At 46.3% G+C, this 13,752-nt stretch carries 14 protein-coding genes; 7 read left to right on the top strand and 7 right to left on the bottom strand.

Going from position 1 to position 13,752, the window contains the following annotated elements:
* Positions 1-9 precede the first annotated feature (9 nt).
* From SIO70_RS04780 to SIO70_RS04755, 6 genes are all read right to left on the bottom strand, one after another.
* Positions 10-1,113, bottom strand: a complete 1,104-nt coding sequence (locus SIO70_RS04780) for a cbb3-type cytochrome c oxidase N-terminal domain-containing protein (RefSeq protein ID WP_320579831.1) — start codon at positions 1,111-1,113, stop codon at positions 10-12.
* A 13-nt stretch (positions 1,114-1,126) separates the two neighbouring features.
* A complete protein-coding gene (locus SIO70_RS04775) occupies positions 1,127-1,291 on the bottom strand; it encodes a CcoQ/FixQ family Cbb3-type cytochrome c oxidase assembly chaperone (protein WP_320579830.1) in 165 nt (54 codons plus the stop codon).
* Positions 1,292-1,302: 11 nt separating this feature from the next.
* Entirely contained in the window at positions 1,303-3,411 is a 2,109-nt protein-coding gene (ccoN, locus tag SIO70_RS04770; RefSeq protein ID WP_320579829.1) for a cytochrome-c oxidase, cbb3-type subunit I, read from the bottom strand.
* 64 nt (positions 3,412-3,475) lie between these two features.
* A complete protein-coding gene (ccoS, locus tag SIO70_RS04765; protein ID WP_320579828.1) occupies positions 3,476-3,700 on the bottom strand; it encodes a cbb3-type cytochrome oxidase assembly protein CcoS in 225 nt (74 codons plus the stop codon).
* Between the two features lie 202 nt (positions 3,701-3,902).
* Complete coding sequence (locus SIO70_RS04760) at positions 3,903-6,302, bottom strand: heavy metal translocating P-type ATPase (protein ID WP_320579827.1); 2,400 nt, start codon at positions 6,300-6,302, stop codon at positions 3,903-3,905.
* A 112-nt stretch (positions 6,303-6,414) separates the two neighbouring features.
* On the bottom strand, positions 6,415-7,095 hold the full coding sequence (locus SIO70_RS04755; protein WP_235643547.1) for a Crp/Fnr family transcriptional regulator: 681 nt from the start codon (positions 7,093-7,095) through the stop codon (positions 6,415-6,417).
* A 102-nt stretch (positions 7,096-7,197) separates the two neighbouring features.
* Here SIO70_RS04755 and SIO70_RS04750 point away from each other — a divergent pair, with 102 nt between their 5' ends.
* The 7 genes from SIO70_RS04750 to SIO70_RS04720 all read left to right on the top strand — a co-directional run bounded on the left by SIO70_RS04750 (position 7,198) and on the right by SIO70_RS04720 (position 12,983).
* Entirely contained in the window at positions 7,198-7,788 is a 591-nt protein-coding gene (locus tag SIO70_RS04750) for a pseudouridine synthase (protein ID WP_320579826.1), read from the top strand.
* Positions 7,789-7,851: 63 nt separating this feature from the next.
* Positions 7,852-8,727, top strand: coding sequence for a YicC/YloC family endoribonuclease (locus SIO70_RS04745; protein ID WP_083721947.1), 876 nt, complete (start codon positions 7,852-7,854; stop codon positions 8,725-8,727).
* A 24-nt stretch (positions 8,728-8,751) separates the two neighbouring features.
* A complete protein-coding gene (locus tag SIO70_RS04740) occupies positions 8,752-9,258 on the top strand; it encodes a gliding motility lipoprotein GldH (protein ID WP_320579825.1) in 507 nt (168 codons plus the stop codon).
* Complete coding sequence (locus tag SIO70_RS04735; protein ID WP_320579824.1) at positions 9,239-10,255, top strand: sensor histidine kinase; 1,017 nt, start codon at positions 9,239-9,241, stop codon at positions 10,253-10,255. The genes SIO70_RS04740 and SIO70_RS04735 overlap by 20 nt, the downstream gene beginning before the upstream one ends.
* 40 nt (positions 10,256-10,295) lie before the next feature.
* Positions 10,296-11,003, top strand: a complete 708-nt coding sequence (locus SIO70_RS04730; RefSeq protein ID WP_083721950.1) for a response regulator transcription factor — start codon at positions 10,296-10,298, stop codon at positions 11,001-11,003.
* 251 nt (positions 11,004-11,254) lie between these two features.
* Positions 11,255-12,046: a sensor histidine kinase gene (locus SIO70_RS04725; protein WP_320579823.1), complete on the top strand. Its 792-nt coding sequence runs from the start codon at positions 11,255-11,257 to the stop codon at positions 12,044-12,046.
* A gap of 175 nt (positions 12,047-12,221) precedes the next feature.
* Entirely contained in the window at positions 12,222-12,983 is a 762-nt protein-coding gene (locus tag SIO70_RS04720; RefSeq protein WP_320579822.1) for a LytTR family DNA-binding domain-containing protein, read from the top strand.
* On the opposite strand, the gene SIO70_RS04715 is transcribed toward SIO70_RS04720, so the two are convergent.
* Positions 12,978-13,742 carry an SH3 domain-containing protein gene (locus SIO70_RS04715; RefSeq protein WP_320579821.1) on the bottom strand — a complete coding sequence of 255 codons (765 nt, stop codon included), beginning with the start codon at positions 13,740-13,742 and terminating at the stop codon, positions 12,978-12,980. The genes SIO70_RS04720 and SIO70_RS04715 overlap by 6 nt on opposite strands.
* Positions 13,743-13,752: the final 10 nt, after the last annotated feature.

The following is a 13,752-nucleotide window of genomic DNA, read 5'->3' as shown; positions in this document are numbered from 1 at the left end:
CGTGAAAGATTATTTTTCCAGATTACCCTGTGGCTCCTTCGGATTAGGAGGGTTAGTGCCATGGATACTCTTTACATAGCTTGCTAACTGTGCCAGCTGTCCGGGAGAGAAGTCATCTTTCCATGACTTCATCCCTTTTTCAGGAATACCATATTTGATAGTCGTGAATACCTTGTTGATCGTTCCACCATGTATCCAGTAGTCATCCGTGAGGTTGGGTCCTACCACACCCTGACCCTGAGGGCCATGGCAGGGAGCACAATTGCTCGCGAAAAGTTTGGCCGCAGCAGCCAGATCTGCAGGATCGGTCAGTTGTTTCACAGTATTTTCATCCACGTTGTTCGCCGCATTTTTCAGATAGGCAGCTTTTGCCTCATCCGCTTTCGCATTGGCAATGGCCAGCTCTTCTATCTGTGATGGTGCTGAGTGAGCAACCTGGAATCGCCAGAGGTATATTACGGCAAATGCAATACTGATGTAGAAACCGTATCTCCACCATGGAGGTGTTGGATTGTTCAGCTCATGGATACCATCGTAATCGTGGCCCATGTCTGCTTCAGCTTCAGAGTTAGCATCCAGACTCTTGGTGTCATTCAGCTTTTCCAGCCAGTGGATACTTTTTTTGCCTTCAGCTACTGTTTTTTCAGCTTTCTCAGCTCTTACTTTACGCCTGCTCTTAATACCCACCAGGATACGAAGCGCATACAGCAGAGCAATGATAACGAGGAGTTCAAGGCCGATTACAGAGATCAGCAGGTAAAAGGATGTTGTGGACAGACCGCTGATAATGTTTGTTGTGGCTGTTGTTGTCACTGCTTCCTGTGCCATAGCGCCAGAAGCTGAAAAGAGGCAGCCTACCAGTAAGCCTCCGATCAGGAGTGCTTTACTGTTTTTCAGTCGCTCCTTATAGATGTCAATAGCACCAATAACAGCACTACCCAATATTACAATAGCGATGAACAGGCCTACGATCACGGTAAGGAGTACGATAGCTACAGGGTGGCCCAGTTCTGACGGACCATCTGGCTTGTAGGAGGTGTATTCTTCCGCAGCCGCAGGTAAGCTGGCCAGCAGTGAGAACAACAGTGTTGTATTAAAAAGTCTTTTCTTCATTGTTGGTCAGGTTTCAGCTTTCGTCTAATGGGATATTACTGATGTGGTCCACCATATTTTTTGGTGCTTTGAATGCCCAGATGGCCGCTACTATAAAGAACAGCGAAAAGAGGACCAGCGATATCATCGGGTAAATGGTTACACCGGTGATGGATTGCAGATAGTTTATGAACTTCATGATAAATCAGTTTATTTCGTTTTGATATCCTTACCCATCCTTTGCAGATAAGCAATTAACGCTACGATTTCACGGTCTTTACCAACATGCAGTTTTTCTTTTTCCAGAGAACCGGCAATTTCGTTTGCTTGTTTTTCCAGATCTGCGGTTGCCTGATTTTCATATCCTGGCGCGTACGGTACACCGAGTTTACGCATTACATTGATCATGGCTGGTGTCCTGGTCTTATCCAGTCTGTCTTCAAATAACCATGGGTATCGTGGCATGATAGAACCTGGAGACATAGAGGTTGGATCCAGCATGTGATTGTAATGCCATGAGTCAGGATACTTGCCACCTATTCTGGCCAGATCCGGACCGGTACGTTTTGAACCCCATTGGAACGGGTGATCGTACACAAATTCACCTGCTTTGGAATATTCACCATAACGGGCTACCTCATCCCGGAAAGGACGGATCATCTGGGAGTGACAGGTATAACAACCTTCGCGGATGTAAATGTCACGGCCATGCAGTTCAAGCGGAGTATAAGGTTTTACGCTGGAGATAGTAGGAATGTTGCTCCTTACCAGGAAGGTAGGCACCAGTTCCAGTAAACCACCAATCGCAACTACGATCAGACTGAATATTGCCATTTGAATTGGACGACGTTCGATCCAGTTGTGCCAGTGAGCTTTACCATATACCTCTATCACTTTTGGCAGTGCAGGTGCTTCTGCAGCTTCGTCTGCTACAAACGTACCACGGCTGATAGTCTTCGCCAGGTTCACGATCATCAGTATCACACCAGAGATGTAGAATACACCACCTACAGCACGCAATGCATACATTGGAACAACCGTGTGAACTGTTTCAAGGAATTGATATTTCAACTGTCCTTCAGCAGTAAACTCTTTCCACATCATGCTCTGAGTGAAAGCAGCCCAATACATTGGGATCACATAGAAAATGATACCCAGGGTACCCAGCCAGAAGTGAGTATTTGCCCATTTGCGGTTGTACAGTTCAGTGCTGAAAATACGTGGTAGCATCCAGTACAGGATACCGAAGGTCAGGAAGCCATTCCAACCCAGTGCACCTACGTGTACGTGAGCGATAGTCCAGTCGGTATAGTGGCTGATAGCATTTACGTTTTTCAGGGAGAGCATCGGACCTTCGAATGTAGACATACCATAACAGGTCAGTGCTACCACAAAGAATTTCAGTATAGCATCTTCCCTTACTTTATCCCAGGCACCACGCAGCGTGAGCAGACCATTCAGCATACCACCCCATGATGGAGCGATCAGCATGATGGAGAATACAGTACCCAGTGACTGTGCCCATTCAGGAAGAGCAGTATATAACAGGTGGTGAGGACCAGCCCAGATGTAAATAAAGATCAGCGCCCAGAAGTGGATGATAGACCAGCGATAGGAATACACAGGTCTGTTCGCAGCTTTAGGCACAAAGTAGTACATGAGGCCCAGGTAAGGAGTGGTCAGGAAGAACGCAACTGCGTTGTGACCATACCACCATTGCACCAGTGCATCCTGCACACCGGCATACCAGGAGTAACTCTTCATGAAGCTCAGTGGCAACTCGAATGAGTTGATGATGTGCAGCATGGCAATAGCTACCCATGTACCAATGTAGAACCAGATGGCTACATACAGGTGGGCTTCTCTCCTTTTCAGAATCGTACCCAGCATGTTCGCTCCAAATACAACCCAGATAAGTGTGATAGCAATATCCAGTGGCCATTCCAGCTCGGCATATTCCTTACCGGTAGTATAACCCATGAACAGCGAAAGGGCTCCACAGGCAATAATTGTCTGCCAGCCCCAGAAGTGAATTTTGCTCAGCAGGTCGCTGTACATGCGTGCCTTACACAAGCGTTGAAGTGAATAGTACACACCCATGAAAATACCGTTACCTACGAAAGCGAAGATGACAGCATTGGTGTGAACGGGCCGGATACGGCCAAAGGTCGTCGGTGCAAAGTCCAGGTTAATTCCCGGGAGTACCAGTGCCAGCGCGGCCCAAAGACCTGCCAGCATACCAATAAGCCCCCAGCCGATACTGGCATATGCAAACCATTTCACGGTACGGTTGTCGTACGCAAATTTTTCAAGAGACATATTTGTGCGATTACGGATGACGAGTTGATCGTAGAAAAAAATTAAACTTCCTGTTGCTGATTACTTATTGCTTACAATTAGGTGGAGTGGCAGTGCTGTTGTTGTTACAAGGTGGTGCTGGTGGTGTAGATCCGCTGGCGTGTTCGGTTGGCTTGTGCTCAAAAAGAATTCGATGGGCCGGCGAGAAATGATCTTCAAACTGTCCGCTTCTTACCGACCATATAAAGGCCGCCAGGAAACATATCGCTACCAGTAGACTGGCTCCTAGTAATAAAATGATCACGCTCATGGTGAGTTGTTTTAATTTCCATGAACAAAGCTAGCCTACTACGGTTGCGGGGACGATGATGCCGCTCAAGGAATTCGCTGATATAAATCAGTGCACTCATTGAGCAGTATCCTGCTTTAATAAATTGAGTAGAAGAACCCTGAAAACCCGCCTTTGCTCCCTAAGGCAAAGGCAGGTTTCCGGAAAAAGTAATGGCCTGTTTTTAGCGTCTGTCGGCCCATTCGCTCAGGCCATATGAGAGTAATATCATGCTGATAGAATTCGCCGGCATCAGAATCGCCGCTGTAAGTGGTGATAAGATACCCTGCACTGCAAATGACAACCCGATCACGTTATAGATCAGGGAGATTACAAAGCTGATGACAATGATCCGTTTGTTCGCTATACAGATCCTGATAAACTTCGGTAATCTCGTCAGTTGTCCTGCTTCCAGGATCCCATCACTCGCGGGTGTAAAGTTGTTGCTGTCTTCGGTTAATGAAATACCTACATCACTCTGTTTCAGTGCGCCTGCATCGTTGAGACCATCGCCGATCATCAGCACACGTCTGCCCTTCGTTTGCAGGTCCAGTATGTAGTTTAGTTTGTCTTGTGGTTGTTGGGTAAAGCGGAGCGTTGCGTCTTCTCCCATCAATGATTTCAGATAGTCCGCTTCCCGGTCATTATCGCCAGAGAGCAGGGAGAGGCTGTACCCCTTTGTTCTCAGGCTTTGCAGCAGCGTACTAATGCCTTCACGGTATTGGTTACCGATCAGGAAATATCCCAGCGGCTGCTCGTTGATAGCTACGTATACAATGCTACCATCGTTGTGCGTAGTAGCAGTGCGGGTGCCTGTAAAGGAGGCGTTGCCCAGCAGTATGGCATCTTCCTGGATGTATCCACTCACGCCCAAACCAGTGGTGGTTTTGAACCCACTTACAGGCACCCTTGGAATGTTGTGATAAAAAGCGCTGATCAGTTTACTGAGCGGGTGAGTAGATTGAGCCGCCACAGAGGCGATGCTCATGATCTGGGCCCTTGAAAGTGTAGGCCCATGCCAGGTGACAGGGATATCCTTGTTGCCGGTCAGCGTACCTGTTTTATCAAATACAATGTCGGTAATACCAGCCAGTCTTTCTATGGCACCCGCATTGCGCAGGTACAATTTATGTCTGCTCAGAATACGGAGAATGTGACCATTGGTGAAAGAAGCAGCTAAAAGTAACGTACACGGACAGGCTACAATCAGGATAGACGTTGCTGCCGGCCAGATCCTCGTATGGTCAAACTTCCACCAGTAAAGGGCTGACATCGCTGCAATTGCCAGCAACAACCAGGTGAAGTTACGTGCTACCAGGTGAATGAATGATTCCTGACGGGTCGCTTTCTGCTTCAGTTCATCCCTGTTCCAGAGACTGGTCAGGTAACTTTGCGCCACTTCCTTGATCGTCAGTATCTCGATGTTTCCTTCTAACTGTTTACCTCCTGCATACACGATCTCTCCTATTGATTTGCTCACAGGCACCGACTCTCCTGTTACAAAGCTATAATCTACGAGGGCAGTACCGCGTACCAGAATACCATCTGCAGGTATCAGCTCATTGTCGTGAATGAGTAAGGTGTCATTTACTTTGATGTCAGGAAGTGCTGTAGGCACTTCCTTTCCATCTTTTATAATTGTAATGGCTAACGGGAAATAAGAGGTATAATCCCTGTCAAATGATAATCCCTGGTAAGTCTTGTCCTGCAGAATTCTACCGATCAGCATGAAAAAAACGATACCGGTCATTGAGTCGAAATAACCGGAGCCAGTGCCTGACATCACATCGACCAGGCTGCGTACAAAGGTGACAACGATGGCGAGTACGATGGGGGCGTCAATGTTAAGAAAACCTGTCTTGAGGCCACTCCAGGCCGATTTGAAAAATACCTGAGCACTATAAAAGAATACGGGCAGTGATAGTGTCACATTCAGTATTCTAAAGATCTCATTCATTTTCGCATCGGAATAACCATAGTTACCAAAGTACTCAGGAAAACTGAGCAGCATGATATTACCAAAGGCGAAACCGGCTACGCCGAGCCGGTATATCAGGTCCCGCTGTACGCGCGGTTTCTTTTTCTGCATATCCTGCAGGCTGATATAGGGTTCGTAGCCGATGCTGGTCAGTATTTCGGCAATGCGGCGAAGGGTGGTCTGCGACTGCCAGTATACGATACGCGCTTCCTTGCGGGTAAAGTTTACCGTTACGCTTTCAACCCCGCTATCCAGCCTGTGCAGGTTCTCCAGCAACCAGAGGCAGGAGCTGCAGTGAATATGTGGAATGTAAAAAGTGATGTGCGTATGATCATCATCCCTGTATTGGATCAGTTGCTGCTGGATTTTATTGTCGTCAAGAAAGGCAAATTTGTCCTTCCTGACAGGTATCCTTTGAGCAAGTCCGGGTTTATTATTTAAATTATAGTATTCACAAAGGTCATTCTCATTGAGCAGTTCGTACACTAGTTTACATCCCTGACAACAAAAGGTCTTATCCCCAATAATGATAGTAGTGTCAGCACAGGCCTCTCCGCAATGTTCACACTCCACTTCTATCCCAGGAACGGCGGTAAATGTAGCCATGATAAAGGATTTGGTGCAAAAATACCGGCAATGCGAAGGGGGAAAAATGACAAGAGTCAAGAACGGGGCTGACAACAATCAGGAAATAAAGGAAATGACAGGACGGTGATAATTAGTCCTGCAGGTTGGCGGTTTTGGTGATTTCTTCCTGGTTGAGCAGGCGGATTTTCTTACCCTGTAGCTCAATCAGACCGTCTTTTTTGAATTCGGAAAGCAGGCGGATGGCCGATTCGGTGGCAGTGCCTACCAGGTTGGCGATCTCTTCACGGCTCAGGCGCACATTCAGAGTAGTGCCATCCTGCTCTACGCCGTAAGTTTCCTTGATGAAGAGGAGGGTTTCGGCCAGTCTTTCCCGCACCGGCTTCTGGGCCAGGTGGGTGATCTTGGTCTCGGCTTTACGGAGCTCGCTGGCAATGATGCGCATCATCTCGAAAGAGAGGTTAGCGTCTTTTTGCAGGATGCTCATGAAAAGGTCTTTGGGAATAAAGCAAACGGAAGAATCGTCCAGCGCAATAGCAGAAGCTGTATACCTTTCCGCAGATAGAAGTGCCTTGTAGCCGATGATGTCACCTGGCTTAGCCAACCTGACAATCTGTTCGCGGCCATCATCTCCTGAATGAGAGAGCTTAATTTTGCCGGTATTTACGCAGTAAATGCCGAAGGGATAGGTGCCTTCCTGGAATACTACTTCTCCTTTTTTGTAGGTGGAGCATACTTTGGCGGCGTCTATCTCTTCCAGATTGCACTTTTCAGCTTTGAATAAAATTGATCCAAAGCGATCCTGACAGTTCATACACGAGGCATTATGGAAAGGCGTACACATAGTGTTCAATCTCCAAAATTACTAATTTAGTGGATTAAAACCTGCAAAAAATCACATCCGGGAGCATTCCTTATGGCATTTAATTATTATATAATATATAAACCTTTCCAGGTACTTACCCGTTTCGGCAAAGAAGAAGGGAAAGCCAGCCTGGGAGATTTTTTTAAAGTTCCCCCGGATGTTTACCCGGTAGGACGTTTAGATTACGATAGTGAAGGCCTCCTGGTGCTGACCAATGACAAGGGCCTCAATCACCGCCTTCTGGATCCGAAATTTGCACACGAAAGGGAATACTGGGTACAGGTAGATGGAGCAGTCACCGACACTGCTGTGCAAAAGCTGAGTCAGGGAGTACCTATCAATATAGATGGTAAAATGTACAAAACCCTTCCCTGCAAGGCCTCCCTTTTTCCGGAAGATCCGGAGGTCCCGGATCGTAACCCTCCTATTCGTTTCCGTAAGAGCATTCCCGCCCCGTGGATAAAATTGTCCCTGAAGGAAGGAAAAAACAGGCAGGTCAGGAAAATGACCGCTGCCGTTGGGTTTCCAACGTTGAGACTTATACGTTACCGGATAGGTAAGGCTACCATAGCAGGTTTGCAGCCGGGCGACATCAGGGAATACAGCAGGCAGGAGCTCTATGACCTGCTCTTTAAAGCCTGATCTTTAACGTTTCTTTGCGCTTTGGCCTAATTTAGGTAGGTTTGTTGCTTACAAATCTCTATTATGCTGAAATCAATGACCGGCTTCGGAAGGGCTGAAATCACCCGGGGAGAGACAACAATAGTGGTAGAAATTAAATCACTAAATGGAAAACAGTTTGAAGTCAACCTGAAAATTTCCCCGTTGTTAAAGCCCTACGAGTTTGATATACGCAACCAGCTGCAACAAACGTTAGTACGTGGTACACTGGATGCCAGTGTCAATATCAGACAAAACGGTGCAAACCGTCCGGTGGTCATTAATACAGACTTGGCAAAGTTCTATCATCAGTCTATCACCACACTGGCCGATGAACTGAATTTGCCTAAAGAAGATATGCTCAATGTGCTGATGAAGCTTCCCGAAGTGGTGAGTCCTGCTAATGAGCAGATTTCTGAAGAAGAGTGGCAGGAAGTTGAAACAGCACTGAAACAGGCTATTTCCGACCTGGACGCCCATCGCCTTGACGAAGGTTCTGTGCTGGCTGCGGACCTGCTCACACGCATAGAGAACATTGAAAACTACACCATCAAGGTAAGAGAACTGGATCCTCAGCGTAAAGACAGGGTAAGAACCAGACTCGAATCTCTGCTGGCAGAATATGTAGGTAAAGAAAACATAGATGAGAATCGCCTGGAACAGGAACTTATATTTTATTTAGAAAAACTGGACATCTCTGAAGAACTGGTAAGACTTGAAAACCACTGCCGCTACTTCAAAGAAATCCTGAAAGAAGCAGAACCTTCCAAAGGTAAAAAACTGGGATTCGTATTACAGGAAGTAGGTCGTGAAATCAATACGACCGGTTCTAAAGCCAATGATGCCAACATCCAGCAATGGGTAGTGCTCATGAAAGATGAGCTGGAAAAAGCGAAAGAGCAGGTGCTGAATGTGCTGTAATAAAAAACCGTATCGCAATAGTATATGAATAAATTCTTCCGGATGATGGCTGTAGGAATGTTGCTGGTAGCAGCTTCCTGCGAGCCCATGAAGATGGACACCTATGAAAAGAACCTGGAGATCCCGGGGCATGAATGGGCCTACAGCTATAAGCCAGCATTTGAGGTCACACTGCAACCGGCAGATACAGCCTATTTGTATAACATCTATGTGAATATCCGCCACAAGGATGCATACCCCTATAGCAATATTTACCTGCTGATCAATACCCAGTTTCCGGGCGAACAACCAATACCACAGAGGGTAGAACTGCCCCTTGCTGATATGACCGGTAAATGGCTGGGTAGTGGACTGGACGATATTTATGAACACCAGATCCCCATTCAGCAACATGCAATACTGAACAAACCAGGTGTTTATAAGTTTACCTTTGAACAAAATATGCGGCAAAATCCGCTTCCGGATATCATGAATGTTGGCTTACGGGTGGAGAAAGCCGGTTTACGGACCAATGAAAAAGCTACTCAATAAATTACAGGACGGAAAAGCCATTTCCGTCATCTATCTGTTTGTACTTGCATACACGATCCTGGCACTCGTATGGTGGGGTGTGCTCCTGTTTATGCAAAGTGAACAGATATCCCGCTTCGAAATCCAGAACCTGGTGCTGAGAACTGACAGTGTTGCACATCCGGTAGAATATCAACAGGAACTGGCACGGATACAAACAACAGAATACCGCCGTACTGTCATGTTCATCGGGGAGGGAATTATTTTTCTGGCCATCATTTTAATGGGTGGTTTCTTTGTATACCGCTCCATCTACAAACAATTGAAGCTCTCACAACAGCAGCAGAACTTCATGATGGCCGTAACACACGAACTGAAATCCCCTATCGCTGCCGCCAAACTCAATCTGGAAACCCTTCGTAAACATAGACTGGATGAAGAAAAGCGGTTCAAACTACTAGACAATACCATTCGCGAAACCAATCGTCTTGATCAGCTGTGTAATAATATACTGCTGGCATCCCAAATGGAATCAGACCGTTATAAGCTGTTCCGCGAAGACCTCAATTTTTCTGAATTGCTGATCAATGGCGTAAAGGAAATCAAAGGTAGAATAGCCACGCACTCCATACAGGCACATATTTTGCCTGATGTATGGCTGAATGGTGACAAGTTCATGCTGCAGATAGCACTGAACAACCTCGTAGAGAATGCTGCTAAATATGCACCCAAAAATACGGTCATAGACGTACGGTTAGAGGAAAATGCCGGCCAGCTTAGGCTGGTAGTGAAAGATGAAGGACCAGGCATCCCTGTAGATGAACGGGAAAGGATCTTCCTTAAGTTTTACCGTATTGGCAACGAAAATACCCGCAAGGCCAAAGGCTCCGGGTTGGGCCTCTTCCTTACCAGAAGGATCGTACAGCAACATGGAGGCACTATCATCGTAAAAGATAATGTACCTGCCGGAGCATGTTTTGAAATCACATGGCCGGTATATTCCGTACAAACGGCGTAAATTACATTATCAGTAATTTAAGCTTATCGAAATTTAAACTATGAAGGAAGCTACAAAAGCATCCATACTACTGGTAGAAGATGAAGAGAATCTTCAGGAAGCCCTCAAGCTGAATTTGGAGCTGGAAGGCTATGAAGTTACGGCTGTAGATAATGGAACCGCTGCTTTAAAGGCGGTGAAAAACGAGTATTTCGACCTGATCATACTGGATATAATGTTGCCGGAAATGGATGGCATTGCCGTGTGCGAAAACATCCGTATCCAAAACAATGAAGTGCCCATCCTCTTCCTCAGTGCCAAGAACAGTAGTGCAGACCGCGTACTGGGTCTGAAAAAAGGTGGCGACGACTACATGACCAAGCCTTTCAACCTGGAAGAGCTGCTGCTGCGTGTAGAAAAACTGATCCTAAAAAATAAGAAGATCCAGGATAAGGACTCAGTCTCGAATGTCTACCATTTCGGTGATAATCAAATTGATTTTGCCGCGCAGGAGTGCATCGGCAAAGATGGTAAACACTATGAGCTGAGCAAAAAAGAAACCATGCTCCTTAAGCTACTGATCGAAAATAAAGGCGAAGTTGTTACCAGAGAAAAGATCCTTCAGGTGGTATGGGGTTACAACGTATATCCTACCACCCGTACGATTGATAACTTTATCCTCAACTTCCGCAAGTACTTCGAAGAAGACAGCCGGAACTCAAGATATTTCCATTCAGTAAGAGGCGTAGGCTACAAGTTTACAGAATAGTCCTCCCTGCTGGCTAACCTGTTAATTGCGAAGTGCGGTTCACGTATTTCGCAATTTTTTATTATAACCCCTGATTCCCCTACCACTTACCGGCCAAATCACACCGTTTTTAGCATAAATACTGCCTTGTAAGAAGTGTTGCTTTCGCCTTCGGGGTATTTGACGGATATTGTTATTCCTAGTCAGACAAAGTTGCATTTAGTTCCGAACTAAGATTTAATTGTATCCTTAGAATAGTAAACCGATAAGGCGTGAGTTTTTGCTTTGATTTGTTCAATGCAGCGGGCTGGCAATATTGGCTGTTTTTTTTATTGAGCCTGGCCCTGGTATTGATTCTGTTCCGAAGCCGGGAAAATAAGCTGAAAAAGGATGTAGCAAAAGAGATAAGCAGGCAGCAGGCAATCATCCATCTTGAAATGCATGCATTTCAGGCACAGATGAACCCTCACTTTATTTTTAATAGCCTGAATGCTATACACCACTACATCCTGACTACCAGTACGGATCTTGCATCCCTGTACCTAACACGTTTTGCCCGCTTAATGCGGCTCATCATCCGAAACTGTAACAAAGAATGGGTGAACCTTGAAGAAGATGTGGAGGCGCTGGAACTTTATCTGCAGCTGGAACAACTCCGGTTCGGCCCACAGTTCGACTACCAGCTGGAAGTACTTCCTTCCGTGTCTCAGCAGCTTACTTTTGTCCCTCCCCTGCTTATACAGCCGTATGTACAGGATGTCATCTGGCGCCGCCTGTTGTTAAGGCCGGGCAAAGGTGGTATGCTCAATATCACCTTTGCCCGCGATGGAGATACTATTGCTGTGTGTATAGAAGACAATGGCGTACACCATGAAGCTCCCGACCTGGACCAACAGTCCTATCTAACAAAAGGAATCACCATTGCCGAAGAACGATTGCAGGTGATCAATGAAAAATATCACATTCAGGCCAAAATAGCGGAAGAAGAAGATCTCACCGGCCATCGTATCAAAATCTCTATGCTCCATGTCAATAGCCGTATGATGCCAGCTTATGAGGGTTAATGCTTAGCTCTCAAATTAAAAATTGATCCAATGTCAGCAGATTTTGTATTTTCAATGCAGAATTCATTATCAGTGACAATATTTTCGTAAACAGATACTTCATAGTATAATCTCTATAATACCTAGCCCTCAACCAATAGAGAAATACGATAGGACAAGAATTATTTATCAGATCATGCGAACCATCATCGTTGATGACGAAAGGCTGAGTCGGAGTGTACTAAAGCTATTATTAGAAAAACATTGCCCCTCTGTTACTGTCGTCGCCGTATGTGCGGATGGCCTTTCTGCGCTTGAAGCCATAAATAAATATCAACCTGAATTGCTTTTCCTGGATGTGGAAATGCCTGGCCTCAATGGTTTTGAGGTGATAAATGCCTGCGGCCATATGAATACTGCGATCATTGTCACCACTTCTCACGAAGAATATGCTCTACAGGCGATCCGTCATAATGTAGTCGACTTTTTGATGAAACCCATCCTCAGGGATGATCTGCAGGACGCTGTGGACAAAGCGCTGATCCGGCAGGCGCATCTTACAGAAAAGGAAAAGTCCGTTACCCGGTCAGGCAATACCATGGAATTGCTGCATCAGCAACTCTATCCTGGCGAAAGACTGGGATTGCCCAGCCCCGAAGGGGTGCGAATGATCCTGGTAAAAGACATTCTCTACTGTATGGCCGATGGGATCAATACCCGCATACACCTCCTGTCCGCACCCGCACCAGCTATAGTTTTCCGTTCCCTCAAAGACATAGAAAATATGCTGAGAAACAAAGGATTCTTCAGGGTACACCACAGCTATGTAGTCAATCTGAACTATATGGAACGTTACCTGAAAGGGGACGGCGGAGAAATTATCATGAATGATGGAAGCTGTATTCCTGTCTCCCGGCACAGGAAACAGGATTTCATGGAGCGAATCGAACGGTTATAGTTTTTTGATATCCCCACAAGCCATCCAGCCGGTTTTTCCATCTGGCAGCTCTATCTTACAAAACTCACTGGTACCGTCTGTGATTTGCACTTTTACACCTTCATGTAGTTCGAACAGATCTTTGCTGCCCTGATCGGGAGCCGATTTCACCTTTACGACACTCCCCATGATAATGCCATTGTCATGCGCAGTGGCACTCGCATAGGTGGTAATACCCATGAACAGGTAGAAAGCGAAAAGAAGGCCGAATACCCCTGTCACACTCTTCACAACAGTGGGCCGCAGTGTAGGACGCAGTAATAGTAAGATGATGCCTATAACCGTGAGCCAGCAAAAGATAATGGCGCCGGTAGCCCAGCCATTAGGGCGATGCATATATTTGATAGCTGTCCACCACTGCTGGAAAAACAGCTGCGGCAATTCATTGACATATCCTTCCACCCGCTGATTAGCGATGGAGAGGTTGTGCTGAGCCGCTTTGCTGAATGGATCTGCGAGCAGGGCTTTCTCATAGCTGTACACAGCCAGACCGGTACGGTTAGCTTTGTACCAGGCATTGCCAGTGTTGATGAGGAGCTCCGGCTGATCATAACCTTCATCTGCCAGTCGCTGATAGATGCCGGCAGCTTCAGTATATTGTTTCTGTCTGAATAAGGCGTTAGCTTTCTCAAATTCCTGCTGTTGAGGAGCTGGGGCCGCCAGCAGGCGGGTACTGCTCATCAATGTGCATAAAAGTATAGCGGTTACGATCTGTTTCACGTTGTTGACT

Origin of the sequence: Chitinophaga sancti (genome assembly GCF_034087045.1) — a bacterium.
GTDB lineage: Bacteria > Bacteroidota > Bacteroidia > Chitinophagales > Chitinophagaceae > Chitinophaga > Chitinophaga sancti_B.
This window is presented reverse-complemented; position numbering and strand designations above follow the sequence as displayed.

Coding starts and splice junctions, on each gene's coding strand:
- ccoN (WP_320579829.1), bottom strand. CDS start 3,411: ATGTCTCTTGAAAAATTTGCGTACGACAACCGTACCGTGAAATGGTTT.
- SIO70_RS04740 (WP_320579825.1), top strand. CDS start 8,752: ATGAATAAATTCTTCCGGATGATGGCTGTAGGAATGTTGCTGGTAGCA.
- SIO70_RS04745 (WP_083721947.1), top strand. CDS start 7,852: ATGCTGAAATCAATGACCGGCTTCGGAAGGGCTGAAATCACCCGGGGA.
- SIO70_RS04730 (WP_083721950.1), top strand. CDS start 10,296: ATGAAGGAAGCTACAAAAGCATCCATACTACTGGTAGAAGATGAAGAG.
- SIO70_RS04750 (WP_320579826.1), top strand. CDS start 7,198: ATGGCATTTAATTATTATATAATATATAAACCTTTCCAGGTACTTACC.
- SIO70_RS04780 (WP_320579831.1), bottom strand. CDS start 1,113: ATGAAGAAAAGACTTTTTAATACAACACTGTTGTTCTCACTGCTGGCC.
- SIO70_RS04755 (WP_235643547.1), bottom strand. CDS start 7,095: ATGAACTGTCAGGATCGCTTTGGATCAATTTTATTCAAAGCTGAAAAG.
- SIO70_RS04775 (WP_320579830.1), bottom strand. CDS start 1,291: ATGAAGTTCATAAACTATCTGCAATCCATCACCGGTGTAACCATTTAC.
- SIO70_RS04720 (WP_320579822.1), top strand. CDS start 12,222: ATGCGAACCATCATCGTTGATGACGAAAGGCTGAGTCGGAGTGTACTA.
- SIO70_RS04735 (WP_320579824.1), top strand. CDS start 9,239: ATGAAAAAGCTACTCAATAAATTACAGGACGGAAAAGCCATTTCCGTC.
- ccoS (WP_320579828.1), bottom strand. CDS start 3,700: ATGAGCGTGATCATTTTATTACTAGGAGCCAGTCTACTGGTAGCGATA.
- SIO70_RS04760 (WP_320579827.1), bottom strand. CDS start 6,302: ATGGCTACATTTACCGCCGTTCCTGGGATAGAAGTGGAGTGTGAACAT.